Origin of the sequence: Pseudomonas reactans, assembly GCF_013387025.1 — a bacterium.
Lineage (GTDB): Bacteria > Pseudomonadota > Gammaproteobacteria > Pseudomonadales > Pseudomonadaceae > Aquipseudomonas > Aquipseudomonas reactans.
Genome location: NZ_JACAQP010000047.1, coordinates 12,091 through 38,055, shown reverse-complemented (window position 1 = coordinate 38,055; position 25,965 = coordinate 12,091). Strand labels below are relative to the sequence as shown.

The 25,965-nt window shown below is 63.0% G+C and carries 24 protein-coding genes; 7 read left to right on the top strand and 17 right to left on the bottom strand.

The window, feature by feature from the left end; genetic code table 11:
• Positions 1 to 21: 21 nt before the first annotated feature.
• Positions 22 to 1,722 carry an amidase gene (locus HX793_RS29610; RefSeq protein ID WP_177049964.1) on the top strand — a complete coding sequence of 567 codons (1,701 nt, stop codon included), beginning with the start codon at positions 22 to 24 and terminating at the stop codon, positions 1,720 to 1,722.
• A gap of 1 nt (position 1,723) precedes the next feature.
• Here the strand turns inward: HX793_RS29610 and HX793_RS29605 are convergent, their stop codons facing one another.
• Complete coding sequence (locus tag HX793_RS29605) at positions 1,724 to 2,443, bottom strand: CPBP family intramembrane glutamic endopeptidase (protein WP_218178721.1); 720 nt, start codon at positions 2,441 to 2,443, stop codon at positions 1,724 to 1,726.
• Positions 2,444 to 2,454: 11 nt separating this feature from the next.
• Complete coding sequence (locus HX793_RS29600) at positions 2,455 to 2,694, bottom strand: DUF6434 domain-containing protein (RefSeq protein ID WP_177049968.1); 240 nt, start codon at positions 2,692 to 2,694, stop codon at positions 2,455 to 2,457.
• A 247-nt stretch (positions 2,695 to 2,941) separates the two neighbouring features.
• On the opposite strand from HX793_RS29600, the gene HX793_RS29595 reads away from it, so the two are divergent.
• Positions 2,942 to 3,373 carry a nuclear transport factor 2 family protein gene (locus tag HX793_RS29595; RefSeq protein ID WP_016979456.1) on the top strand — a complete coding sequence of 144 codons (432 nt, stop codon included), beginning with the start codon at positions 2,942 to 2,944 and terminating at the stop codon, positions 3,371 to 3,373.
• Positions 3,374 to 3,401: 28 nt separating this feature from the next.
• Here HX793_RS29595 and HX793_RS29590 read toward each other — a convergent pair whose 3' ends face one another.
• A complete protein-coding gene (locus HX793_RS29590; RefSeq protein WP_016979457.1) occupies positions 3,402 to 4,727 on the bottom strand; it encodes an aminotransferase-like domain-containing protein in 1,326 nt (441 codons plus the stop codon).
• Between the two features lie 90 nt (positions 4,728 to 4,817).
• On the opposite strand from HX793_RS29590, the gene HX793_RS29585 reads away from it, so the two are divergent.
• Positions 4,818 to 5,708 carry a DMT family transporter gene (locus HX793_RS29585; protein ID WP_177049970.1) on the top strand — a complete coding sequence of 297 codons (891 nt, stop codon included), beginning with the start codon at positions 4,818 to 4,820 and terminating at the stop codon, positions 5,706 to 5,708.
• Here HX793_RS29585 and HX793_RS29580 read toward each other — a convergent pair.
• Positions 5,705 to 6,259, bottom strand: a complete 555-nt coding sequence (locus HX793_RS29580) for a YceI family protein (RefSeq protein WP_016979459.1) — start codon at positions 6,257 to 6,259, stop codon at positions 5,705 to 5,707. The genes HX793_RS29585 and HX793_RS29580 overlap by 4 nt on opposite strands.
• Before the next feature lie 134 nt (positions 6,260 to 6,393).
• Here HX793_RS29580 and HX793_RS29575 point away from each other — a divergent pair, with 134 nt between their 5' ends.
• A complete protein-coding gene (locus tag HX793_RS29575; protein ID WP_177049972.1) occupies positions 6,394 to 6,888 on the top strand; it encodes a PaaI family thioesterase in 495 nt (164 codons plus the stop codon).
• Between the two features lie 43 nt (positions 6,889 to 6,931).
• Positions 6,932 to 7,819 (top strand): YghX family hydrolase, encoded by an 888-nt coding sequence (gene yghX, locus HX793_RS29570; RefSeq protein ID WP_177049974.1) that lies wholly within the window; start codon positions 6,932 to 6,934, stop codon positions 7,817 to 7,819.
• On the opposite strand, the gene HX793_RS29565 is transcribed toward yghX, so the two are convergent.
• Positions 7,816 to 8,691 (bottom strand): LysR family transcriptional regulator, encoded by an 876-nt coding sequence (locus HX793_RS29565; RefSeq protein ID WP_177049976.1) that lies wholly within the window; start codon positions 8,689 to 8,691, stop codon positions 7,816 to 7,818. The genes yghX and HX793_RS29565 overlap by 4 nt on opposite strands.
• Positions 8,692 to 8,819: 128 nt before the next feature.
• Here HX793_RS29565 and ampC point away from each other — a divergent pair, with 128 nt between their 5' ends.
• On the top strand, positions 8,820 to 9,974 hold the full coding sequence (gene ampC, locus HX793_RS29560) for a class C beta-lactamase (RefSeq protein ID WP_177096167.1): 1,155 nt from the start codon (positions 8,820 to 8,822) through the stop codon (positions 9,972 to 9,974).
• 132 nt (positions 9,975 to 10,106) lie between these two features.
• On the opposite strand, the gene dctM is transcribed toward ampC, so the two are convergent.
• The 8 genes from dctM to HX793_RS29520 all read right to left on the bottom strand — a co-directional run bounded on the left by dctM (position 10,107) and on the right by HX793_RS29520 (position 18,686).
• Positions 10,107 to 11,387, bottom strand: a complete 1,281-nt coding sequence (gene dctM / locus HX793_RS29555; protein WP_177096169.1) for a C4-dicarboxylate TRAP transporter large permease protein DctM — start codon at positions 11,385 to 11,387, stop codon at positions 10,107 to 10,109.
• On the bottom strand, positions 11,387 to 12,019 hold the full coding sequence (locus HX793_RS29550; RefSeq protein WP_177049982.1) for a TRAP transporter small permease: 633 nt from the start codon (positions 12,017 to 12,019) through the stop codon (positions 11,387 to 11,389). The genes dctM and HX793_RS29550 overlap by 1 nt, the downstream gene beginning before the upstream one ends.
• A 173-nt stretch (positions 12,020 to 12,192) precedes the next feature.
• Positions 12,193 to 13,176, bottom strand: coding sequence for a C4-dicarboxylate TRAP substrate-binding protein DctP (gene dctP / locus HX793_RS29545; protein WP_038841860.1), 984 nt, complete (start codon positions 13,174 to 13,176; stop codon positions 12,193 to 12,195).
• A gap of 102 nt (positions 13,177 to 13,278) precedes the next feature.
• Positions 13,279 to 14,094 (bottom strand): HpcH/HpaI aldolase/citrate lyase family protein, encoded by an 816-nt coding sequence (locus HX793_RS29540; protein ID WP_177096171.1) that lies wholly within the window; start codon positions 14,092 to 14,094, stop codon positions 13,279 to 13,281.
• Between the two features lie 18 nt (positions 14,095 to 14,112).
• Positions 14,113 to 15,306, bottom strand: coding sequence for a CaiB/BaiF CoA transferase family protein (locus HX793_RS29535; RefSeq protein ID WP_177049987.1), 1,194 nt, complete (start codon positions 15,304 to 15,306; stop codon positions 14,113 to 14,115).
• Between the two features lie 9 nt (positions 15,307 to 15,315).
• Positions 15,316 to 16,665 carry an MmgE/PrpD family protein gene (locus HX793_RS29530; protein ID WP_177049988.1) on the bottom strand — a complete coding sequence of 450 codons (1,350 nt, stop codon included), beginning with the start codon at positions 16,663 to 16,665 and terminating at the stop codon, positions 15,316 to 15,318.
• 10 nt (positions 16,666 to 16,675) lie between these two features.
• Positions 16,676 to 17,839, bottom strand: coding sequence for an acyl-CoA dehydrogenase family protein (locus tag HX793_RS29525; RefSeq protein ID WP_177049991.1), 1,164 nt, complete (start codon positions 17,837 to 17,839; stop codon positions 16,676 to 16,678).
• A gap of 28 nt (positions 17,840 to 17,867) precedes the next feature.
• On the bottom strand, positions 17,868 to 18,686 hold the full coding sequence (locus tag HX793_RS29520; RefSeq protein WP_177049992.1) for an HTD2 family dehydratase: 819 nt from the start codon (positions 18,684 to 18,686) through the stop codon (positions 17,868 to 17,870).
• 131 nt (positions 18,687 to 18,817) lie between these two features.
• Here HX793_RS29520 and HX793_RS29515 point away from each other — a divergent pair, with 131 nt between their 5' ends.
• Positions 18,818 to 19,717 (top strand): LysR family transcriptional regulator, encoded by a 900-nt coding sequence (locus tag HX793_RS29515; RefSeq protein ID WP_025999990.1) that lies wholly within the window; start codon positions 18,818 to 18,820, stop codon positions 19,715 to 19,717.
• Here HX793_RS29515 and HX793_RS29510 read toward each other — a convergent pair.
• The 4 genes from HX793_RS29510 to HX793_RS29495 are packed head-to-tail and all read right to left on the bottom strand — an operon-like array spanning position 19,704 to position 25,920.
• On the bottom strand, positions 19,704 to 22,580 hold the full coding sequence (locus tag HX793_RS29510) for a bpX6 domain-containing protein (RefSeq protein WP_177096173.1): 2,877 nt from the start codon (positions 22,578 to 22,580) through the stop codon (positions 19,704 to 19,706). The genes HX793_RS29515 and HX793_RS29510 overlap by 14 nt on opposite strands.
• Positions 22,573 to 24,369, bottom strand: coding sequence for a hypothetical protein (locus HX793_RS29505; RefSeq protein WP_177060446.1), 1,797 nt, complete (start codon positions 24,367 to 24,369; stop codon positions 22,573 to 22,575). Before HX793_RS29505 ends, HX793_RS29510 begins: the two co-directional genes overlap by 8 nt.
• Positions 24,356 to 24,802 (bottom strand): bpX5 domain-containing protein, encoded by a 447-nt coding sequence (locus HX793_RS29500; protein WP_177049998.1) that lies wholly within the window; start codon positions 24,800 to 24,802, stop codon positions 24,356 to 24,358. The genes HX793_RS29505 and HX793_RS29500 overlap by 14 nt, the downstream gene beginning before the upstream one ends.
• Positions 24,799 to 25,920 carry an AAA family ATPase gene (locus tag HX793_RS29495; RefSeq protein WP_177096175.1) on the bottom strand — a complete coding sequence of 374 codons (1,122 nt, stop codon included), beginning with the start codon at positions 25,918 to 25,920 and terminating at the stop codon, positions 24,799 to 24,801. Before HX793_RS29495 ends, HX793_RS29500 begins: the two co-directional genes overlap by 4 nt.
• Between the last annotated feature and the right edge of the window lie 45 nt (positions 25,921 to 25,965).

Here is a 25,965-nt window from a genome sequence, read left to right as displayed (position 1 = left end):
CTTGAAGGCGGCGAAAAAAACGTGATGCAAGTTACCGAAGTCTCCATTGCCCAATTGCGCGCTGCGCTTGAATCCGGCCAGACCACGGCCGTTGAACTGGTCAACGCCTACCTGGCGCGGATCGACGCCTACGACGGCCCGCAGACCGCCACCGCCTTGAACGCCGTGGTGGTGCGCAACCCCGACGCCCTGAAAGAAGCCGAGGCGTCCGATGCGCGCCGGGCCAAAGGCGAAACCCTGGGGCCATTGGATGGCATTCCTTACACTGCCAAAGACAGCTATTTGGTCAAGGGCCTGACCGCCGCCTCCGGCAGCCCGGCGTTTGCCCACTTGGTCGCCCAGCGTGACGCGTTCACCATCGAGCGCCTGCGCGGCGGCGGTGCCATCTGCCTGGGCAAGACCAACATGCCGCCGATGGCCAATGGCGGCATGCAGCGTGGTGTGTATGGCCGGGCGGAAAGCCCGTATAACGCCGACTACCTGACCGCGCCGTTTGCCTCCGGTTCGTCCAACGGCGCCGGCACCGCGACGGCCGCCAGTTTTGCCGCGTTTGGCGTGGCCGAAGAAACCTGGTCCAGCGGACGCGGCCCTGCGTCCAACAATGGCTTGTGCGCCTACACCCCGTCCCGTGGCGTGATTTCGGTGCGCGGCAACTGGCCGCTCACACCGACCATGGACGTGGTGGTGCCTTATGCCCGCACCATGGCCGACCTGCTGGAAGTGCTCGATGTGGTGGTGGCCGAAGACCCGGACACCCGTGGCGATCTGTGGCGTTTGCAGCCGTGGGTGCCGATCCCGAGCGTCGCCTCGGTGCGCCCGGCGTCCTACGCTGAACTGGCCGTGAGTTCCGAATCCCTCGTCGGCAAACGCTTTGGCGTGCCACGCATGTACATCAACGCCGACCCCGACGCCGGCACCAGCGAGAAACCTGGCATCGGCGGCCCCACCGGGCAGAAGATCAACACCCGCGCCAGCGTGATCGACCTGTGGAACGATGCACGCCAGGCGCTGGTTGCGGCCGGTGCCGAAGTGATCGATGTGGACTTCCCGCTAGTGTCCAACTGCGAAGGCGACCGCCCTGGCGCCCCCACCGTGTTCACCCGTGGATTGGTCTCCAAGGCGTTCCTCCACGATGAACTGTGGGAACTGTCGGCCTGGGCCTTCGATGATTTCCTGCGTGCCAACAACGACCCTGCCCTCAACCGCCTGGCGGATGTGGACGGGCCGAAGATTTTCCCCCACGACCCCGGCACCCTGCCCAACCGTGAGGACGATTTGGCCGCCGGCATGGACGAATACGTGCGCATGGCCGAACGCGGCATCACGCCGTGGAACGAGATCAGCACGGTCCCCGACGGCCTGCGCGGTCTGGAACAGACCCGCCGTATCGACCTGGAAGACTGGATGGACACGCTCGGACTCGACGCGGTGTTGTTCCCGACCGTGGCTGACGTAGGCCCGGCGGATGCCGATGTAAACGAAGCCTCTGCCGATATCGCCTGGAGCAACGGCGTGTGGGTCGCCAACGGCAACCTCGCCATCCGTCATCTGGGCGTGCCGACCGTCACCGTGCCAATGGGCGTGATGGCCGATATCGGCATGCCGGTGGGCCTGACCTTTGCCGGGCGGGCGTATGACGATTCGGCGTTGCTGCGGTTTGCGTCGGCGTACGAGGCCACCGGCAGCAAGCGCCTGGTTCCGCCACGCACGCCGGCGCTTTAACTCAGTGCATGGGCACGGCAATCAACAGGATTGCCGTGCCATGGGTCAATGTCGCCGCCAATACGCCATAGCGCATGCGCACCAGCGCGCACGCCAACCCTTCGATCAAGGTGAACAGCAATACTGGCCAGCCCAACTGAGTCACGCTCAAGGCCAGGAACCCATGGCAGGCCGCGAAGGCTACGCCACTGCCCAGTGCCGCGCGCAACGGCGTGACATGCTGCTCCAGATAGCCCTGCAAGCACCCGCGAAACAGCACCTCTTCCAACGCATTGGCGCCATAAGCCAACACCACCATGCCCGGCAGCCATACCCAATAACCAGGGAGCGCTGACGCTTCGATCCCCTGGTACAACCGCAGCGACACACCGATCAAGCAGCCGACCGCGAGCCCGATCATCAGGCCGGCAGCGCGCGGCCCCTTTGACCAGACGATCAGCGACGCCAAGTCAGGCGCCGTCCGCACAAGCGCCGTAACCAACAGCACCGACAAACCGCCCAACACTGCCAGTACAAAGGTATTCGCCGTGAAGCCTAGCTGCACCTCGCTGCCCAGCGACCACAGGCCCAAGGGCGTCATCACATCGCGCATCAACACGAACGCCGCCAGCAGAATCAGGATACGCAGCGCCGTCAGCGACCGCGGCGTGAGTGCGAACCACAGGCCAAACAAGGCCAGGCCCGGTGCCAGGTAAGTGCTGTAGTTGATCAGTACCGCCATGCCTTGGGTAATCACCGATCTGCGCCGCCGTCGACTTTGCCAACGGCATCGTTTCGGCGTTGCCACTCTTGCACCACATCGCCCAGGGTCTTGGGCACATCGTTGCGGATCCAGGCCATGAACGGCCTGTCGAATTTGAACCCTGGGCCGCAGTGTTCACGCATGAAGCGGCGTACGTTTTGAGTGTTTTTGTAGTGCAGGGTTACCGGAGTTGCGCGGGTGAGGGTGTCGCTGTGCCAGTCAAAATCCATTTTGTCTCTCGGGCAGTGTCAGGTTTCGGCAGTAGCATAGCGATGTGCTACTGGCACAGGAAGCGAGGCATGATTCGACCAGCGTGTTGAGACATCGTATAAGTCGACCGGTGATTTATAACGCCATCAAGTCTAATCTTTTCAAGATATTTCGAAATTTCACTTTCCTTCCTCACCCGAAATATTGCATGGTTGTACGACGACTTAAGCTGTCGTGCCAGCCCCCAACAACAATAAGGAAACACCCATGCAAAACGTCAAAGTGCTGATCGGTTTTCTGTGCCTGTTCACCGGTTACGTCGCAGCCGCGCCTGCCCCTGCCGAAAAGGACGTGGCCCAAGCGGTCGACCAACTGACCCAAGCCATGCTGCACCTGGACCTCAAGCAACTTCACGCGTTGACGGCCGACAAGCTCACCTACGGTCACTCCAGCGGCAAGGTGCAGAACAAAGACCAATTCATCGCTGACCTGGAAACCCATACCAGTGCCTTCAAGACCCTGGAAATGCAGAACCAGACCATCACCCTGCAAGGTGACACTGCGCTGGTGCGCAACCACTTCCATGCCCTGGCGGTGAACAGTGGTGTTGAAGTGCCTACCGACATCGACAACTTTCAGGTCTGGCAGAAGCAAAAAGGCAAATGGCTGCTGATCGGGCGTCAGGCCTACAAGTACTGATGCCCAGCGGTGAGCCGCTGAAACCGGCTCACCACGCCACCACTTTGCGTACCTTGAGCAACGCTTCGCGCAGTGCCGAGATCGGCACCGACCCCAAGGCCAACCGCAACGCATGTGGGACATGCGCTGAGACGGCGAACGGCTCGGCGGTGGACACGGAAATATTGTCGCACTGCAAGGTCATGGCGACCTGATCGGCCCGGGAGTCTTCTGCCAACGGCAGCCATAGAAAATACGACGAGGGATGGCTGATGGTGGTCAGCCCTTTGAATACCTGAGCGGCCAAAGCCTGGCGAGCCTGGGCATCCTCGCGCTTTTGCGCCTCAAGCTGCGCCACGGTGCCATCCTCCAGCCATGCCGCCGCCATGGCGCTCATCACGCCGGGTACATTCCAGGTGGTGGCCATGATGGTGCGCTCCAGCGTCTTCACCCACTCCATCGGCGCCGCGATAAACCCCACGCGCAGGCCGGTCGCGACACTTTTCGACAGCCCACCCACATACACCGTGCGTTCTGGCGCCAGCGTCGCCACAGGTGGCGGTGCGTCTTCAGCCAGAAACGCGTAGGCCGCGTCTTCAATGATCATCAGATTGTGCTGACGGGCGATAGCGACCAACTGCTCGCGCTGGGCCAGATCCATTACCCAACCGAGGGGATTGTGCAAGGTCGGCATGCTGTATACGGCGCGCACCGGGCGTTTGCGACACAGGTTTTGCAAGGCCTCCAGGTCCGGGCCGGTCGGCGTCACCGGGATCGCGACAATTTCCAGGTGCAGGGTCTCGGCCAGCACCTTGAACCCCGAATAGGTCAACGCATCCACCGCAATCACATCGCCGGGTTTGAGCAACGCCATCATCGTCACCGCCAGGCCATGCTGGGCGCCGCTGACCAGCAGCACCTGCTCGGCGTCCACGCTGAGCCCGCGACTGAGCAAATGCCGCGCAAACGCCGCGCGCTCATGCAGCCGCCCGGCATGGGGCTGGTAACGCAGCAGCGCTTCAAGGTCGCCGGACAGCGCCAATTGACGCAACGCCGTGCGCAACAGGTCTGCCTGGCCCGGCAACGAGGGGTAGTTGAAATTGAGGTCGAGCATGCCCGCCGTCACCGTCATCTGCCCACTGCCCTGCCCTGGCGGCAACGCGATCTCGCGCACGAAGGTGCCACGCCCGGTTTCGCCACTGACCAGGCCCATCGCTTCAAGCTCGGTGTATACGCGGCTGGCAGTGACCAGTGCCAAGCCGTGGTCGGCGGCCAGTTGCCGGTGCGTCGGTAGCCGTGTGCCAGGCGGCATATCCCCACTGCGGATGGCTGCGGCAAAGGTATCGACCAGGGACTTGTAGCGGGCGCGCGGCATTGGGATGTATCCATGACAATTTTTTGATTGTCCTAATGCTCGCCCCTAGGATGGCCAGAACGCAACCCCTCCTGCTTCGGGCACTCCCTCATGGAACGTACATCCCCCCTCAACACCCTGGACACCAGCACCCAGGGCTGGATCAACGGTTTTATCGGCGTGGTGATTTTCAGCGGCTCATTGCCCGCCACACGATTGGCGGTGATGGAATTCGACCCCGTGTTTCTCACCATGGTCCGTGCCGCGATCGCCGCCTTTCTCGGAGTAATGCTGCTGTGGCTGTTCAAGGAAAAACGCCCCGCGCGCAATCAGTGCGGGCCGCTGGCAATCGTCGCCCTCGGCGTGGTGATCGGCTTTCCCTTGCTCACCGCTCTGGCGTTGCAATACGTGACCTCCGCTCACTCCATCGTATTCATTGGCCTACTGCCCCTCGCCACCGCCATCTTTGGCGTGTTGCGCGGCGGCGAGCGTCCGCGTCCGGTGTTCTGGCTGTTCTCGATCCTGGGCAGTGTGTTGGTGATGGGTTATGCCGTCGCCCAAGGCTTGAGCGCCGCACCCGCCGGCGATCTGCTGATGCTGCTGGCAGTGCTGGTGTGCGGCCTGGGTTATGCCGAAGGCGCCAAGCTGTCGCGCAGCCTGGGCGGTTGGCAGGTGATCTGCTGGGCGCTGGTGGTGTCGATACCGGTGGTGGCGCCGCTGAGCCTGATGCTCGCGCCGTCGAGCTTCAGCGGCATCAGCCTGCCCGCCTGGTTGAGCCTGGGTTATGTGTCACTGTTCAGCATGCTGATCGGCTTTGTGTTCTGGTATCGCGGCCTGGCCCAGGGTGGCATTGCCGCCGTCGGCCAGTTGCAGTTGCTGCAACCGTTCTTTGGACTGGCACTGGCGGCGGGCCTGCTGCATGAGCAGGTCAGTCTGGGCATGGTGCTGGTGACGGTCGCGGTGATCGGCTGCGTGGCGGGCGCAAAGAAGTTCGCCCGTTAACGCTGCGGCGCGACCATCTTGAACTTGATGTTGATGTCGTTGGACACCACGCTGTTGCCGGCCCACTCACCCTCGCCGATCTTGAAGTCGCCACGCTTGAGGACGAACTCACCGTCGAACACACCAATGCCGCTCTGCTCCTTGAGCACCACGTCCACGTCCACCGGGCGCGTGGTGCCCTTGATGGTCAGGTTGCCGCTGATCGTGTAGCGATTGTCGCCCAAGGCTTTGACGCCGGTGGACTCGTACACACCCACCGGAAACGTCGCGGTATCAAACCAGGACGCGCGTTGCAGCTCGTCGTTGGCGTCCGGGCTACCGGCGTCGATACTGGCCAGCTGGATCTTGAGCAAGGCATGCCCGGTCTCCGGCTTTTGCGTGTCGAAGGTCAAGGTGCCTTCAAACTCGCTGAACGTACCGTACACCCGCTGCCCCAATTGCTTGTAGGTGAAGCTGATCTGGCTGGCGGTGCGGTTGACGTCCTTGTACTCCACCGCCTGGGCGCTGGAACCATAAGCAAGGATCAAGGCCAGTACAGCGACCGGGGACATAAGACGTTTCATGCAACGCTCCGCAAAGGAAAGGACACAAGGTACTCAGCTAACACGCCATACCAGGGATTTATTCCATTCCGGCGTTTGTCCTGCTAAACAGAGTAGTCGCCCCTCCATAATAAGGACGCTGCATGCACGCCCCCTCACTCCAGGACCTCACCGCGCCGGAAGGCATCTGCTACGGCTGCGGCGGCAGCAACCCCCACGGCCTGCACATCAAGAGCCGCTGGGACGCGGACGGTATCCACCTGGTCGCCGAACACCTGCCCGAGGCCCATTACAGCGGCTGGCCCGACCTGGTCTACGGCGGCCTGATCGCCATGCTGGTGGACTGTCACTCCAACTGGACCGCCATGGCCTACCACTACCGCGCCGAAGCCCGCGAACCCGGCAGCCCGCCGCGCATCGACTGTGTCACCGGCAACCTGGGCATCAAATTCATCAAGCCGACGCCCATGGGCATCACCCTCACCCTGCGCGCACGGGTCGACGGTGACGTGGGACGCAAGACCCGCGTGATCTGCGAGGTGTACGCCGGTGACGTACTGACCGCCATCGGCGATTCGATCTTCGTGCGTGTCGACACCGGCCAATTGGCCGCCGCCGCCCATGGTCGCGAGGGCTGATCCTGGGCTACATTGACCGCCACCGCTAATCGAGGATGCACCGATGACTCGTCTGACCGCGAAAGACTTTGCCCCCGAACTGCTGGAACTCTACGACGGCTATGCCCACGGCAAGATCAACCGCCGCGAATTTCTCGACCGCGCTGCGCTGTTCACCTTTGGCGGCCTCACCGCGTCGGCCCTGCTGGCTGCGCTGAGCCCCAACTACGCGCTGGCCGAACAAGTGAAATTCACCGACCCGGACATCGTCGCCGACTACATCACCTACCCTTCGCCCAAAGGCAACGGCACGGTGCGCGGCTATCTGGTGCGCCCAGCCAAAGCCACGGGCAAGCTGCCAGCGGTGGTGGTGGTCCACGAAAACCGCGGCCTCAACCCCTACATCGAAGACGTCGCCCGGCGCCTGGCCAAGGCCGGCTTCATCGCCCTGGCCCCGGATGGCCTGACCTCGGTGGGCGGTTACCCCGGCAACGATGAAAAAGGCGTGGCCCTACAACAGACCGTCGACCCGACCAAGCTGATGAACGACTTCTTCGCCGCCATCGAATGGCTGATGCACCACGACAGCACCACCGGCAAGGTCGGGATTACCGGCTTCTGTTATGGCGGCGGCGTGACCAACGCGGCAGCGGTGGCCTACCCGGAACTGGGAGCGGCGGTGTCGTTTTATGGGCGCCAGCCGGAAGCCAAGGACGTGCCACGGATCAAGGCGCCGATCATGCTGCATTTCGGTGAGCTGGATACGCGGATCAACGAGGGTTGGCCGGCGTATGAGCAGGCGCTGAAGGCAGCCGGCACTACCTATGAGGCGTATATCTACAAGGGCGCCAACCACGGCTTCCATAATGACTCGACGCCACGCTATGACGAGGCGGCAGCGAACCTGGCGTGGGAAAGAACGCTCGGTTGGTTCAACAAGTATCTGGTTTAGGCGTTTACGCTTTCACACATCCACCGTTTAAACGCCAGCATCGCTGGCGTTTCAGCCCGCGACTGCAAACGCGTCAACCAATAGCTGCCAGTGCTGATACCGACGTCGAACGGCTGGCGGATCACGTCGCTCTCCAGTTGCCGCGAAAACATCATTGCCGGCGCCAGTGCCACGCCGATGCCTTGCAAGGCGGCTTCCATCATCGCCAACGAAGAATCGAACACGATGCTGCGCGGTACCAGGGTATCGGCGGGCAAACCGGCGGCCTGGAACCACAGGTTCCATTCATCGGTGCGATAGGAGCGCAGCAAGGTGTGTTTGAGCAAGTCTTGCGGTGCGTGCAGTTGCTCGGCCAATGGCGGCACGCAGAGTACGGTGAGAGGCGCTGCCAGTAGCTCACAAGCGTCGGTACCGTGCCAGGCACCCGCGCCGAAGCGGATCGCGTAATCCAGGCCTTCAGCCGCCACGTCGACGCGGTTGTTGTGGGTGGACAGGCGCAGGTCGATAAACGGGTAACGCGCCTGGAACTCGGGCAGCCGTGGCAGCAACCAGCCCACGGCAAAGGTGCCGACCGCGCCCACTGTGAGCACTTCGCGGTAATGCCCGCCTTCGAATTGGCTCAAGGTCTGGGCAATGCGGTCAAACGAGTCGCGCACCACCGGCAACAGGGTTTCGCCTTCGCTGGTGAGCATCAGGCCACGGGGCAGGCGCTTGAACAAGGTCACGTTCAACTGCGTTTCCAGGCCTTTAACTTGATGGCTGACCGCCGCCTGGGTCACGCATAACTCGATGGCGGCGCGGGTAAAACTCAAATGCCGGGCCGAGGCTTCAAAGGCACGCAGGGCATTGAGGGGAAGATGGGAGCGCAGCATGCTTGACCCCAATTAATCTAATGGCAGGTGCGAGATATCATCGTTTGCCCGACGCCCGCGAACTGCCTACATTGGCCACGCCCGCGCAGGCTCTTCATTCAATCGATCACTCTCATGGAAGCGATATCATGCCTCAATTCTCCCTATCCAGAGTGCGTAACGTGGGCGCCCTGGCGTTATTTCTCGCCACCGGCCACTGCCTCGCCGCCGACGATCTACGCGCCGTGGTGGACGCCAGCGTCAAGCCACTGATGCAGCAACAGTCTATTCCAGGTCTGGTTGTCGGTGTCATCAAGGACGGCAAGGCGCAATACTTTAACTACGGCGTTGCCAGTAAAGACGCTAAACAGCCCGTCAGTGAAAACACGCTGTTTGAAATTGGCTCGGTCAGCAAGACCTTCACCGCCACCCTCGCCGGCTATGCCGTGGCGAGCGGCAAACTGACCCTCACCGACCCGGCCAGCCAGTACCTGCCTGCGTTGCGCGGCGGCAAGTTCGACCACATCAGCCTACTCAACCTGGGTACCTACACCGCCGGTGGCCTGCCGCTGCAATTCCCCCGCGAGGCGGACAACACCCAGCACATGATCAGCTACTTCCAGCAGTGGAAACCCGACTTCGCCCCCGGCACCCAGCGCCTGTATTCCAACCCGAGCCTGGGCCTGTTCGGCTACCTGGCGGCGCAGAGCCTGAAGCAGCCGTTTGGTCAACTGATGGAGAAAACCCTGCTGCCGAAACTGGGGCTCAAGCACACCTTCGTCACTGTTCCCAAGAGCCAGATGAATCTGTACGCCCAGGGCTATGGCAAGGACGGAAAACCCGTGCGAGTCGGTCCCGGCGCGATGGACAGCGAGGCCTATGGCATCAAGACCAGCGCTTCGGACCTGTTGCATTACGTAGAGGTCAATATGCGTCCGGCAACACTGGACCCAGTGCTGCAACAAGCCATCACCACCACACACACCGGCTACTACACTGTCGAGGCCATGACCCAGGGGCTGGGCTGGGAGATGTACCCTTATCCGATCAAGCTGGACGCTCTGGTGGAGGGCAACTCGACAAAAATGGCGATGGAGCCGCATCCGGTCAACTGGCTGACCCCAGCGCAGGCGCCGCACGCCAACACACTGGTGAACAAAACCGGCTCGACCAATGGATTCGGTGCGTACGTGGCGTATGTGCCGAGCAAGGAAATGGGGGTAGTGATCCTGGCCAACAAAAACTACCCGAACGGGGAACGGGTGAAAGTGGCCCATGCGATCTTGAGTGCGCTGGACCACTAAGCACAGGCGCGGATCAAATGTGGGAGCCGGGCTTGCCCGCGATGAGGGAGTGTCAGCCGATGAATTTGGCAACTGACACACCGCTATCGCGGGCGAGCCCGGCTCCCACAGGTATTGCAGGGTGATTGGGATCTACATACCAAGCCAGTGCGGCAGAGCAAGGGAGATAAACGGCATGTACGTGACCATGACCAGGAACACCAACAAGATCATCAGCCACGGCAACGCCGCACGAATGGTCTGCCCCAGGCTCAACCCGGTCACCGCCGAGGTCACGAACAGGTTCAACCCCACCGGCGGATGCACCAGGCCGATCTCCATGTTCACCACCATCACGATACCCAGGTGAATCGGGTCAATGCCCAGCTTCATGGCAATCGGGAAGAAGATCGGCGCCAGGATCAGCACGATGGCCGATGGTTCCATGAAGCTGCCCGCCACCAGCAGCACGACGTTGACCATGATCAGGAAACCAATCGGCGTCAGCCCTTCGGAGATCACCCACGCGGTGATTTCCTGGGGAATCTGTTCGGTGGTGAGCACATGGGCAAACAGCATGGCGTTGGCGATGATGAACATCAGCATGATCGCCAGGCGCCCGGACTCCAGCAGCACCTTGGGGCAGTCGCGCAGCTTCATGTCCTTGTAGATGAACAGTGCGACAAACGCCGAGTACACCGCCGCCACCGCCGCCGCTTCGGTCGGGGTGAACATACCGCTGTAGATGCCGCCGAGGATGATCACCAGCAGCAACAGCCCCCAGAAGGCGCGGCGTGCACAGGTCAACCATTCGCGAAAGGTCGCTCGCGGCTGGGCCGGTAGCTTCTTGATGCGTGCGACGATGTAGATCGCGATCATCAGCATCAGGCCCAGCAGCAACCCTGGAATCACGCCGGCCATGAACAGCTTGCCGACCGAGGTTTCGGTGGCCGCCGAGTACACCACCATCACGATCGACGGCGGAATCAGGATGCCCAAGGTGCCCGCGTTACAGATGATCCCGGCGCCGAACTCCTTCGGATAACCGGAACGCACCATGCCCGCCACGGCAATCGAGCCCACCGCCGCCACCGTTGCCGGGGACGATCCCGACAGCGCCGCAAACAGCATGCACGCCAGCACCGCCGCAATCGCCAGGCCGCCACGGATGTGGCCGACACAGGCGTTGGCAAAGTCGATCAGGCGTTGCGCCACGCCGCCGGTGGTCATGAACGCACCGGAGAGCAGGAAGAACGGAATCGCCAGGAAGGTATAGGCGTCGGAGGTCTCGAACAGCTTGATCGCCAGGGAGCTCACCGAGTCCTGGCTGAACATCAGGATCGACACCGCGCCGGACAGTCCCAGGGAAATCGCAATCGGCACGCCGAGGAACATGAACACGAACAACAACAGGAATAGACAGAGCACGGCCATCAGTGACGCTCCTCATGGCTGCCGGCCAACTTGCTGGCCTCACCAGCCTCGTCGGCCAGCCCCAACCCGACCTGACGGTGGGTAAAGATGCGGTAGAAAATTTCCAGGTAGCGGATGAACACCATGGCAAACCCGATAGGCACGATGATCACGATATCGCCCACATCGATGCCGTATTGATCGAGGTCTTCGGCGCCGATATGCGCGCCCATCACGGCGCTCACCCACTTGTAGCTGGCGACCATGAACAGCCCGGCGTAGGCCAGGCAGCACAGGCAGGCGAGCATGCCGAGCACGCGTTGCACCGGGCGCCTGGTCAACTTCACCAGTGCGTCCACGCCAAGGTGGCCGGCAGTGCGCACGCCGTAGGAAATACCGAAGAAGATCAGCCAGCCGAACATGGCCTTGGTCAGCGCCACGCTCCAGGTCATGTCCTGGGCCCAGGTCATGGTGTGATCGCCCAGGGCATTGAAGAAGTTGCTGCTCAACGCCCACTTGTCAGCCAGGGCAAAGAACAGCGTGTAGATGTTGTTGAGCATGACGTAGACGAATGTCACCAGGGTCATGGCGGCCAGCAGGAAGGCGATAAAACCTTCCTCCAGGTGCTCCCAGACGCGCCTTAGCGTTTGCATGGCAAAACCTCGCGAAAATGAGATGGGTTATGCAAGGCTCAGGATGGAACCGGCTCGAAATGTGGGAGCGGACTTGCTCGCGAATGCAGTCTGTCAGTTGATAACCCTGGTGACTGACCCACCGCTTTCGCGAGCAAGTCCGCTCCCACATTGGCGCTCGGTACCACCCGCGCTTACTGGTTGGACGCGTCCGCCGCCTTGATCAGGTCAGCCCCGATCTCACCCTCGAACTTCTGCCACACCGGGCGCATGGCTTCGCGCCACAGCTGGCGTTGCTCCGGAGTCAGTTCGATGATTTCGCTGGTCTTGGAATCGACGATCTTCTGCTTGGCTGACTGGTTCAGCGCTTCGGCCTGCTTGTTCACCTCGACGGTGACCTCGACCATGATCTGCTCCAGCGTGCTGCGGACATCCGGTGGCAGGCCGTTCCAGAACTTGGCGTTGGTGATCACCATGTAGTCGATCAGGCCATGGTTGGACTCGGTGAAGTATTTCTGCACCTCGTTGACCTTCTGGCTTTCATAGTTCGACCAGGTGTTCTCGGTGCCATTCACGGTGCCGGTCTGCAGGCCTTGATACACCTCGGCAAAACTCATCTTGCGCGGGTTGGCGCGGATCGCCTTGAACTGCTCTTCCAGCACGCTTGACGCCTGCACACGGAATTTCAGGCCACGAGCGTCCTTGGGCTCATGCAGCGCCTTGTTCGACGAGAGTTGCTTGAGGCCGTTGTGCCAATAGGCCAAGCCGAGGATGTTCTTGTCCTGCATGGACGTCAGCAGTTCCTTGCCCTGGGCGGCCTGGAAACGGTCGACAGCGGCCAGGTCGTTGAACAGGAACGGCAGGTCGTAGATCTGCACTTGCTTGGTGTACTGCTCGAACTTGGCCAGGGACGGCGCGAGCATCTGCACGTCGCCCAGCAGCAGCGCTTCCATTTCCTTGCCGTCGCCGAACAGCGACGAGTTCGGGTACACCTCGACCTTGACCTTACCGGGCAGGCGTTCTTCGGCGAGTTTCTTGAACAGCAGCGCGCCTTGGCCCTTGGGGGTGTTTTCGGCGACCACGTGGGCGAACTTGATGACAATCGGGTCTGCCGCCTGGGCCAGGCCCGCGGCAAACAAGGTGGCGGCGCACAGCAGCGCCCGGGAAAGCTTGAGCATGGGAAATCACCTTCTTATTGTTGTGTTGTAGGGCAAGGTGCCTGATGTCACGCGTGTAGTGAATTTCGATTTTTTGATACCTGCGTTCGGCCTGGACGAACGCTAGACCTGAGCCGCCAACAGCCGTTGCGCGCGCAGCAACACCGGTGCATCCACCATCTGCCCATCGATCTGATACGCCCCTGCCCCATGGGCGCCGGCCTCCACTACTCGCTGGGCCCAGGCCAGGTCTTCGGCGCTTGGCGCCAGGGCCTGGTGAATCACGGCCACCTGCTTGGGGTGGATACACAACGCCCCGGCAAAGCCCATCTCATAGGCATGCCGGATCGAGCGACGCAGGCCTTCAGGGTCATCGATGGCCGGGTGCACGCCATCCAGCGGTGCAACCAGGCCAGCTGCGCGGGAATGCACGATCAACGCCAGGCGCGCTTGGTCCAGGGCGAACTGGGCGGCCGGGGAATGGCTGCTCAGGTTCAAGTCCAGCGCCAGGTCCAACCCGCCGAACGACAGGCGTTCTACCTGCGTTGCATGGGCGATCTCGGCCACCGCCAGCAAGCCCCGCGCGCTCTCGATGATCGGCCAGATGACTTTGCCGGCGGCCGCCACCACGGCGACCTGGGCTGCGCTTTCGACCTTCGGCAACAGCACGCCCGCCACATTGGAGTGAGCCTTGCAGAACGCCACATCCTCAAAATGCTCGGCATGTTCCGGCGCGTTGATCCGCACCCACACCTGGGCGGCGGGGTTGGCGGTCAAAAACGCGCCAAGGTTTTCCCGCGCCTGGCGCTTGAGCGGCTCTTCCACCGCATCCTCGAAATCCACAATCACCGCGTCGGCACCGCTGGCCAAGGCTTTTGAAAATCGCTCCGGTCGGCTACCGGGTACAAACAACGCCGAACGTACCAATGGCTTGGGCATCTGTTGAATTCCTTATGGTTAGATAACACCGCGCGTGCGCAGGCCGTCGATGGCGTCTGCGGCGTAACCGAGCCCTTCGAGAATGCCCTGGCTGTGCTGCCCCAAGCCTGGAACAGCGTCCATGCGCGGGGTGAATGCGGCATTGCGCGCCGGTGGAAGCAACGACGGCAACGGACCCGCCGGGCTGTCGACTTCACGCCAACTGTCCCGCGCCTTGAGCTGCGGGTGGTCCCACACGCCTTGCATGTCGTTGACCCGGGCGCTGGCGATCTGCGCGTCTTCCAGGCGCTGGATCACCGCCTCGGCATCCAACTGCGCGAAGCTGTCGACGATGATCTGGCGCAGCACGTCGCGGTTGGCCGAGCGCTTGAAGTTCGCGGAGAAACGCTCGTCCGCCGCCAATGCCGGGGTGAGCAGTACCTTGTCGCAGAACGCCGCCCATTCGCGTTCGTTCTGCAGGCCGAGCATCACCGTGCCGCCGTCGCCGGTGGGAAACGGCCCATAGGGATAGATCGTCGAATGCGCGGCCCCAGCACGCGGCGGCTGCGGTGCGCCGTCGAACGCGTAGTACATCGGGTAGCCCATCCATTCCACCAGGCTTTCCAGCATGCTCACGTCGATGCGACTGCCCTTTCCCGTCTTGCCGCGCAGCAGCAGCGCCGAGAGGATGCCGCTGTAGGCGTACATGCCCGCCGAGATATCGGCGATGGAGCAACCGGCCTTGGCCATCTGGTCTTCACCGGGGCCACCGGTCACCGACAGAAAGCCACCTTCGCTCTGGATCAGCAGGTCGTAGGCCTTTTTCTTTTCATAAGGTCCACCTTCGCCGTAACCGGAAATGTCGCAGACGATCAGGCGCGGGAAGCGCTCATGCAGCGCCTCGAACGACAGGCCCATGCGCGCGGCGGCGCCGGGTGCGAGGTTCTGTACCAGTACGTCGGCGTCAGCCAACAAGGTATCGAGAATATCCCCCGCCTCATCCTGCTTGAGGTCCAGGGTCAGGCTTTCCTTGGAGCGGTTGGTCCACACGAAGTGTGAAGCCAGGCCGCGCACGCGCTCGTCGTAGCCACGGGCAAAATCACCGGCACCGGGGCGTTCGACCTTGATCACGCGGGCGCCCAGGTCGGCCAGTTGACGGGTGCAGAACGGCGCGGCAATCGCGTGTTCCAGGCTGACAACGGTGATGCCGTCCAGCGGTCTTGGGTTAGTCATGACAGTTCCTCAAAGCCAGTCGGCCATGGATGCGGCGTTGCGCAGGTCCCAGACCTTGTCGATCAGGGCATTGGCCTGGGCCGGTGTGCGGGCGTTGCTGAATTGACTGAGGCGCTGGAATTTGTCCGCCAGCTCCGCACGGCTCAGGGTGTTGCCCGGATCGCCCTTGGGCTCGTCGATGGCGCCGTGCAGCGTGCGACCATCCAGCGTGGTAACGGTGACGCGACCGAGCCAGCGCTGCGGGTAAGCGCCGTCGACGTCGGGGTCAAGGGTCATGCTGACCTTGTCGCGAAACGCCGAGACCGCTGGATCGGTCAACGCCAGCTCATGGAACTCCGTAAGACCGGCCTTGCCATGCACGGCGATCAGGCCCAGCACGGTGCCCATGGAGAACTTGGCCTGATGCACGCTGCTCGGTACTTTCACGCGGCCCAGTACATCGATGGCGCCCTGGTGCACCCGGGTTTCCACGTGGGCAATCTGTTCGGCGTGCAGGCCTTCGCGCTGCATCAAATCCAACAGCGCATCGGCGGCCGGATGGGTATGGCGGCATGAGGCGTGGAACTTGAATGAGGTCTCCAGCAACGCCCAGCGACTGCCGAGATCGGCGGACAACTTGGCAGGCTCGGCATCACGGGACATACCGGACGCCAGACCTTGATCGCCCTCCAGAATATTGCGCGCGCCGGTCAGCCCGTCCGCCGTCAGGTAAGCGGCGAGCAAACCGTCCGCTGCAGCTTTCGCCGTGTGCAGTTGCTTGGAATCGGCGGCATCACGCAGGAACTCCCACAAGCCGGCCGCCTGGGTTCCCGCGCTGCCGAGCAGGTTGATGAATTGTTCTTCGTTGAAATCCAGCAACTTGCCTACGGCTACCGCCGCCGCCAACGTGCCGACGGTGGCCGTGGTGTGGAAGATGCGGTAGTGGGAACGGCCCATGAATTCGCCGATGCGGATGCCCGCTTCATAACCGGCCACCGAGGCCAGCAGCAAATCGCGGCCGGATTTGCCGAGGTCCTGGGCGGCCGCCAGCGCGGCTGGAAACACCACGGTCGCCGGGTGCAGGACGGAGCTGTTGTGCAGGTCGTCCTGCTCTACCAGATGGGATGAAGCCGCGTTGACCAGCGCGGCGAAATACGCGCTAGTACTGCTGCCATTGACGATCACCTGCGCCGGGCCGCTGCTGGGGCCCATTTTCTGCGCATAACGCTCGAACAACGGAATCGGGTGCGCGCCCTGGCTTGCCAGCGCCGAGGCCAACCAGTCCAGGTACAAATCTTCGGTGCGCGCCAGCACGTCTTCCGGCAGTTGCGCGTAACCCAGTTCGGCCAGGAACCGACACAAGGCTTGGGTATGGCTCATGGTCAGGCCCTCAGAAACTGCGTGGCAGTTCGAGCAAATGCTCGGCCACGTAGGACAGGATCAGGTTGGTGGAGATCGGCGCCACCTGGTACAGGCGCGTCTCGCGGAATTTGCGCTCCACGTCGTATTCGCAGGCAAACCCGAAACCACCGTGGGTTTGCAGGCAGGCGTTGGCCGCTTCCCAGGACGCCTTGGCCGCCAGGTACTTGGCCATGTTGGCGCTGGCCCCGGCATTGGCGCCGCTGTCGTATTCCTCACAGGCGCGCCAACGCATCAGGTCCGCCGCTTCGATCTCGATATGCGCTTCGGCAATCGGGAACTGCACACCCTGGTTCTGCCCGATGGGCCGGCCAAACACCACGCGATCACGGGCATAGGCGCTGGCCTTTTCGATAAACCAGCGGCCATCACCGATGCATTCGGCGGCGATCAGCGTGCGCTCGGCGTTGAGGCCGTCGAGGATGTATTTGAAGCCCTTGCCCTCCTCACCGATCAGGCTGTCCAGCGGCAATTCCAGGTTGTCGAAGAACAGCTCGTTGGTTTCGTGGTTGACCATATTGGCGATGGGCTGCACGGTCAGGCCGTTGCCGATGGCTTCGCGCAGGTCGACCAGGAAGATCGACATGCCTTCGGATTTTTTCTTCACCTCGGCCAATGGCGTGGTGCGCGCCAACAGGATCATCAGGTCGGAATGCTGGACCCGCGAGATCCACACTTTCTGGCCGTTGATCACGTACTTGTCGCCACGCTTGATCGCGGTGGTCTTGATCTTAGTGGTGTCGGTGCCGGTGGTGGGCTCGGTCACGCCCATGGATTGCAGGCGCAATTCGCCGCTGGCGAGCTTGGGCAGGTAGAAGCGTTTCTGAGCTTCGCTGCCGTGCCGCAGCAAGGTGAACATGTTGTACATCTGGCCGTGCACGGTGCCGGAGTTGCCGCCGCAGCGGTTCACCTCTTCAAGGATCACCGAGGCTTCCGCCAGGCCCAGGCCGGAGCCACCGTACTCTTCGGGGATCATCGCCGACAGCCAGCCGGCGTCAGTCAGCGCCTTGACGAAGGCTTCGGGGAAGCCTTTTTCCTCGTCGATCCTGCGCCAGTACGCAGCATCAAATTCAGCGCACAAGGCGCGCACGCCTTCGCGGATGGCATTGAGTTCTTCATTGTCATTCGGGTTCATTAACGGCTCTCCGCCTGTTGTTCTTGGATTATTCGAAATGCACGCTGGCTTGCTGCGCCAGGCCCTGGGCGTTTCCGGCCCACAGCTGCGCCACACCGGTTTCGGTCACGCGGCCGCCCACTTCAAACGGCTGCGGCGCAATCAACGGGCGCACGCCGCGATAGGCAAACCGGCGCAAGGTGGCGCCAGGGTTGGCGCGGCAGAACGCACGCAGACTCAGGGTGGCGATCAGCGGCCCGTGCACCACCAGGCCTGAATAGCCTTCGGTGCCGGTGACATAGGGGTAGTCGTAGTGAATGCGATGCCCGTTGAAGGTCACGGCGCTGTAGCGAAACAACAGGGTTGGCGTGGGGTCGACGGCTTCAGACCATTCGCCCTGCTCCAGCGAATCACCACTGCCGGATTTGGGCGGCGTGGGTTCGCGGTAGACGATGTCCTGTTCCTCGCGGATCGCCAAGCGGCCGTCTTGGGAATAGTCATGGCGCACGGTGACAAACAGCAGCGAACCGGTGCGCCCAGTCTTTTCTTCGACCTGAGTGATAGTCGACACGCGCGTCGCCGCCTCGCCGGCACGCAGCGCATGCACAAACTCGATTCGGCCACCGGCCCACATGCGATTGCGGTTGTCGGCCGGCGGCAGGAAACCGCCACGGGCCGGGTGGCCGTCGCTACCCAGGGCGGTTTCCGGCAGCGGGTCCTGAAAGAAACACCACTGCCACAACGGCGGGATGTCCGCGCCGTCCTCAGGCACTTCTTCACCGAAGGTGGCGGCAATGCGCTTGAGCAGGTTATGGCTGAGGTGGTCGTGGGCGGTTTCGCTTCGGCCGATCCAATCGGTGGCGCTCATCGGGTGCAGGTCCTCGGGCAGTGAGTGTCTGCCCCGGATCATGCAAGCCTGTGGCCGTTCTGAGAATTTGCATTTCAATAAACCGGCGTTCGGTTATGCTGAACGCCGCCATCCTGTACCGGGAGCCTTGCATGCACTTCGATCTGGCCGACCTGCGCCTGTTTATCCATATCGCCGAATCCCCCAGCCTGACCCAGGGCGCCAAGCGTGCGTTCCTCTCGCCGGCTGCCGCCAGCGCGCGGATCAAAGCCCTCGAAGGCCAGCTCGACACCCGCCTGCTGTACCGCGACAGCCGTGGCGTGGAGATCACTCCCGCCGGTGAGCGCTTGCTGCATCACGCGCGGCTGATCATGCGCCAGGTGGATTACCTCAAGAGCGAATTCACCCAATACGGCGTGGATTCGGCCGGGCATATCCGCATCTTTGCCAACACCACGGCCGTCACCGAATTCCTGCCCGAAGTGCTGGCAGGTTTTCTGTCACAGCGCCCCGGCGTGACCGTTGACCTGCAGGAACGCCTGTCCCGCGATATCGTGCGCGGCGTGCTGGATGGCACCAGCGACATGGGCATCATCGCCGGCCCCGTGGAAGCGGCAGGTTTACAGGTGCTGCATTTCAGCACCGATGAGTTGGTGCTGATGGTGCCGGTCGGCCATCCACTGGCGGACCAACCCTCAGTCACACTGGAACAGACCCTCGCCTACCAGCACATCGGCCTGCACGAAGGCAGCACCTTGCTGAGTTTCCTGCGCGAGCACGTCGAGCGGCTGGGCAAACATTTGTCACTGCGTATCCAGGTGTCGAGCTTCGAGGCGATCTGCCGGATGGTCGAGGCCGGTGTGGGGATCGGCATCATTCCGGAGTCGGCCGCCGTGCGACACAGCCGCACCATGCAATTGGTCGCGGTGAAGCTGGATGAGCCCTGGGCGATTCGCGAGCGCAGTATCCTGGTGCGGGAGCTGGAGGCGTTGCCCGGCACCATCCGTGCGTTGATTGCCACGTTGATGCCGGACTCGGTCAGTGCAGGCTGAGGTTACGCAGACGTGCACCGTCCACGGTGATATGGCTCAAACGCCCCTGGTCATCGAATAACAGCCAGCCCTCCCCGCTGCGACGGATGTTCACTTCGTAGCGGGGCCAATGCAGCACCGCACACAGGTGGTCACTGGCGCGATGGATAAAGTGCCAGCGCGTGTCGCGTTCGCCGGCGATATAGCCGAACACCAGCCAGTCAGCGTCGAGGACGATGCGCACCGGGTCGCCGTCGAAGAAGCCTTCGTCACAGCCCGGCAGGCGATAACCCTTGCGGTTGCCCGCGACATCCAGGATCAGCGTCGGCTCTTCGTCATCGCGGCACCTGATCGCGTACTCGATGGTTTGATCAAGCGCACAGTACAGCGCGTGGTTCTCCTCCGACTGCGTTGACGCCGGCTCACGTCCGGCCAGCCGACGCTCAGGCAAGCGGTAGTGCCAGCGTTCGACGCCATCACGCGGGTTGTAGAGCCAGAGGAACTCATTGCGCTCATCACCTTTGAGCGCGCGCAGCGTGCCCGGCAAGTCGCTGACGTGCCACAGGGTTTCAAAGTTGTGATCCACGTCCACCACGCGCAGTTGCCGGCCCTGGCCGAGGGTCCAGGTGCTGCCGTCAAACTGCTCGGCGAACACGTCCAGCACCTGCACGCCCAGGTCGGTGGCGGTACGGTTGACCAGGTCGAGCTTGCTGATGCGCCAGACCCTGTCACGCCGGGTCAGCACCAGCGCCATCTGCCGACTGTGGGCCAGGACAATCCGCTGGGCCGGCACGGCGAAGTGATAAAGGGTCTGGCCGCTCGCATCCGTCACCACCGCGCCGGCCTCACCCAGTGCCACCAGATAACGCTCGTCATCCAACGACACTGCGTCGTAGACCGGTCGGCTGCCCTGGGTCGGGGCGGTCCACTCCAGCGCATCGTCCACACGGACCAACGAGCGCCGGGCAGGACGCTTGAGGGCCTGGCCAGGCAAGTCCGCCTGCAAGCATTTATCGCGGCTCATCTTGACCAGCGATTGCAGCTGATTGAAGTTCAGCCCGCCGCGACCACTGAGCTGGTCAGCGAGCACCGCGTGCACCGTCGCGCCGGCCAGCCAACGCAGTGCAGCGGCGTCGGACTTGTGCGCCAGCAGCGCCTGCGCCAGGGCATCGCGCTCAGCGTAACGGTCGGGATCGTCGCGCAACTGTTCGATCCAGGACCCGTAAGCCTCCAGGGTCTGCGGCAGCAGAATCGCGCGTTTGACCAAGGCTCCCATCGCCAACCGTCCACCAGCCGCTTCCGCATCGAGCAGCCATTGAGCCGCGCGCGGGCGCTCATCCGGCAGGCTCCACACCACCTCGACGGCTTGCAGCCACAGGCCTTTGGCGATCAGCGATTCAGCCCATTCCAGGCGCAAGCGCTCGGCAATTTGCGGCTGCTTGGCCTGGAGCAACACCACGGCATCGGCAAATGCATCGTCACGCCGCGCCACCAGCAAGGCACGCTGCCAGTTCTCGGCCAGGCACAGCAGACGCACGATCACCGCCGACGGCATATCCCAGGCCAGGGCCAAGTCGGCAGCCTGTTGGTAGCGCGCGTGCTTTTCCAGGTAGTCGAGGGCTTCCTGGCGCTCCTTGAGCAGTTCCGCGAGGACGAAGACCGCTTCTTCAATACGGTTCTCGCGCGCCAGGCGTTCGTAGGAGCGGCGATAGACCTCGCGCAGATGCTCGGTCAGGCTTTGTTCGAAATGGTACGCACGGCCGGACCCGCTCTGCTGGCTGAGGGTCAGGTCCTGGCGCCGCTGCGGCGTGCCGAAATTCTGTTCAGCATTCGATTCCTGGCCGCCCAAAGGGATGGCATGGCGCAAGGCTTCGGCAAAATCACCGTCCTCGAACATCTCCAGCATGCGCTGCATGTAGGCGGCTTGGCGTTTGCCGTACAGCCTGGACAGTTTTGAATGCTCGGTCAGGCGGGTCAGCCAACGGCGCCAGGCGGACGGTTTATGCCGGGCCGGTTTGGCCCGTTCTGCGATGCCAGGATCAGCCGGCGCTGAAGGCACGGCGCTGACGGCCTGTACACCTCGGCGCAGGAATTTGTTGATGCCCACCAACACGGCGGTGAACACAATAGCGCTCAGCAACATGCCCAGGATCACGCCGCTGATGTCTTCCGTGGTCGCGGCCGGAACCGGCGTCAAGGGTTTGGATTGGCCTTGGGTGGCCATCCAGATCAACCCGGCCACCAACGCCAGGGTGGCGCCCAGTTTCATCGCCGGGTACTGCGCGGGCTCCTCGCTGGCCCATTGCCGAGTGGCCTTGGGAGACGCGGCTTTCGGCGCGGGCTGTTGACGCTCCAGCAACGCGCGGATCACGCCTTCCTGCTCGGGGCTGACCGGCGCCAAGCCGCCGAGGATCTCACGCACATCGGTGATGTCCGGCGCGGGCAGCACCTGCACGATCGGCGCATGGCAGTCGAAGGTATCCAGCAAAGTGTACGCGCTGATCTCCAGCCACAACCCCGGCTCGAGAACCTCGGCGTCACGCAACTGCAACGCATGCACCTGGCTGCCGCGCACCAGCCACAGGTCGGCGGCGGGTAACGCACGCAGCTCTTCAGCGGTCAGCTGTGCCGAACACAACCCACGCCCCTGGCGGATCAGCGGCCAGCCGGCAAGGGTTTGGCAATCCAATGCGACGGGTGTACTGAACTGCACTACATCACCGTCGGCAAACCGGTAGGCGACGGCGCCCGTGCGCCAGTGTTGCAGGATCAGGCGGGCCCGGTCCTGCAAAGTGAAGCGCTCGGCAGGCAGCCACACAGCGTCGATGGACTGGTGCCCAGTCAGCAGTGGGCGGCGGATCAGCAGGGGTTCTTGCTCATGCATGGGCAGGCTCTTGTTTCAGGTCGCACATGACTTGCAAGCGCATGGCGCGCTCGGTGACGTTGAACACCAGTAACTCCCGCGCCGTGGTCAGCACCGCCACCAGCCCGCTCATGGGACAGAAACTCGCACGGGCAATCGGTGCCGAGGTGGTGAACAGTGTCTGTTGTTGGCCTTCTGAGTACAGGCCAATGGTGTGCTGGTTGGGGCCCAGCAGGACCAGTGAATAGCACTCCTGCGCAGCCACCTGGTGATGCAGGCCGATAGCACTCCAGCCAGGCGCCAAGTCGATCTGCGCCCTTTTTGCGGGGAAGCTGTCGTGGGTCACCAGGCGCCAACTCTGGCGACCGTCATGGTGAGTGAGTAATGCGCAACCGCCAAAGGCGTACTTCCAATGGGCGGTACTGGCGAACAGTATCTGGCTGACTCCGGCAGCCGCACCGACTGCGTAGCCGGAACTGCGGACGCCGGAGGCCGTTGCGGGGTACGCCACCAGTTGCCCGGCCTCGCTGCGGGCGTAGACCAACAACAACGCATTCAGCTGCGCCAGCCCCATGACATTGTTCGTCACCGAAAAATTCGCGGCTCTCGGTTCATGACCGGGGCGCTGCCAGTGGGCGAGCTGACCGTTTGTATCGAGTAAATACAGGCGTTCCGACTGTTGACCACGCAGCCACACTGCGGGCAGAAAGGTCGCGGTGCCCGGTGGCAGGTGCAGCTCTTCGCGCGTGGGCTTGTTGGCAGAAATCAGGCCGGGGATATTCCAGAAGGTCAGGAGGTTGCCATCACCGAGCACCGCCCCAAGGCTGCGATAGTTGAAGGCGGCTGCAAACACATGCTGGTGTTTGCCCCACAGGCGACGTCGCACTTCGAGGGTTTTTTTCTGGTTCTTGTTGGGCAGCTTGATCACCGCCATGCCGTGTTCGTCGAGCAGGCGCAGGGCGACATAGTTGCCGGAGCCGGAGATGACGGGCGGCAATGTCAATGCAACTCGCGCCACCCGCCCGGCAGCGCTTGACGCCGGAGTATGCACGGCATTATCGAACTGCCCCTTGAGCAGGCGCACCGCCTGTTGCTCGTCGGGCATCGGCAGCGACACGCGCCGCGACTGCAAGGCGAAAGACAGGCTGCGGCCGTCCAGGTTACGCGTAATCTGCACGCGGTGGGTGCAAGTGGTGGAATCGGTCGGCGGCAAGCGCTGGCCGACCACCCAACACTCTCCAACCGTCTGTTCGGCCAGGGCATCACGCCAAGCCAGCCAATGGTTGTCGCTGACGACCTCGTAGGTACGGGCTTCGAGCAAGCGCGTAAGTTGCGCCGCCGAGTCCAGTTCCTGCAACACCGGCGTGCCCTGCAGAATGCCCCAGCGCAATTGCGCCCCCGCCTCCTGCGCACGGCGCGCCAGCAACATCAGCAGCGCCAGGTGTACCAGGCGTGCGGCGCCCAGTTGCAGGGGGCCGGCGTCGAACAACACTACGATCAGGCGGCTCGCCTCACGGGCGCGATACTGCGGCGCGAGGAACATATGCTCGCCGCCCACTGCCCGGCGCAGGAACTCATCCGGCACCTCATCGGCCAGCAGCCATTCGCTGGACAGCAACCGCTCATAGGGGCCGCGCCGGTGCAGGTCGCCCAGGCCGTCGGGCTCCGGCACGCCGCCCTGGTGCAGGCCACGTAGCGGACCGAGCAGCGGGTTGAGACGGCCCAGCAGGTCGGCGAACACTGGCAAATGTTCCGGGGCAAACCATTCCAGCCATTCCCGCCAGGGTTGCAGCGCCTCAGGCAGTTGCATGGGTGACTCCCCAATAATCAGCGATACGTTGCAGATGGTCGGGCGACACGACCAGCAAGCGGTCCAGCGGGATCACCGCCGCAGGTTCACGCCACACCAGCAAAGGCGAACGCTTGAAGCGTGCTGAAAAGGCCTGGCCCAGCAGGTCCTGGGGCACATCCGGCTCCCAACTGGTCGGCAACCAGAGGTGTGGCGCGCTGGCGCTGGGGGCGGCGTAAGCCACGCCGTCGACCCACGGCAAATCATGCGTCGCGCCGGTCACCACCAGCACCTCAGCGTTGGCCGTGGCGTGCAGACGCGTGGCGTGTTCAGCCTCAAGCAACGCCAGGCGCCTAAGCATCTGGCGTGCCGCATCGCCCCAGGCCACGGCGGCTTGAGCCTCGGCGGGTGCCTGGCGTGAGCGCCAGTGCCAAGGGTGGCTCAACGCACTCATTCGGCGGGTGTCAGCAAACGCGTGAGTTGCCCCCGCGCCTGCTGCAACGGCTCGGGCATGGTCTGGCTGTTGAAGTTGGCATCGATCTCGCGCAACAGGCCTTCAAGCACAGTACTGGTCGGCGGCTCGCTACGGGCGAGGTAGTCTTCGGCGGTTTCCAGCAGGCGATGCAAACGTGACATCGGCTGCAACGTGGCCTCTTCCACCGCGCTGAACAGATGGCTGTTGCTGGACGCGGAAAACAGGTCACGCAACACCTCACGCCCCTGTTGCTGGGTGGCCTGGGTCGGCAGTGCATAGAGCAACGGCCACAAGTCGGCGTCGCTGGCTTCCAGGCGACCGCCGAGCAATGCGGCAGCGGCGATCAGGCGTTGGGATTTGACGATGCGTCGGTCGGACAGTTGGATACCGGCCTCGCGCAAACGGCGAATGGCCTGGGCCAGGGCGGGACGCACAGCGGTCAGGTCGACGTTTTTCAACGCATGACCAAGCGTGTCCAGTTGCGAGAGGCCCAGCAACTGTTGCACCGGGCGCTGCTCAGACTGCCAGCCACCGGCCAACATGGCTTCCAATTGGTTGTCCGGCACCGACTCGACAAACAGGTGCAGCAAGAAGCGGTCACCAAAGGCCGCCAGCGCTTCATCATCCGGGAGGCCGTTGGCGGCCCCGACGCACACGCGCAGCGGGCATTGCACCTGGGTATGACCCCGGCGGAAACGGCGCTCGTTGAGTACACCCAATAACGTGTTGAGGATCGCAGTGGAGCCCAGGAAGACCTCGTCAAGAAACACGATATCGGCTTCCGGCAACATGCCGCTGACATCGGTTTCCACCGTGCCTTCGCGAAGTTTTTTCAGGTCGACCGCGCCAAACAATTCGGACGGCTCGGTGAAGCGCCCAAGCAGGTACTCGAAGTAACGCCCGCCCATAGACTGCGCGACGCGGCGCACCACCGCACTCTTGGCGGTGCCGGGCGGCCCGATCACCAGGATGTGCTCCTGGGCCACGGCGGCCAGCACAATCAATTCGGCCAGTTGCTCACGCCCGACCAACCCTTCAGTGGCGGCACGCACGGCGTGGCGGATTTGCGCGGCAGCGCTTTGCAACTGAGCAATCATGGGCGTCTTCCCTGAAACCAAAGCGGAGGATCTTGCCTGAGGCTA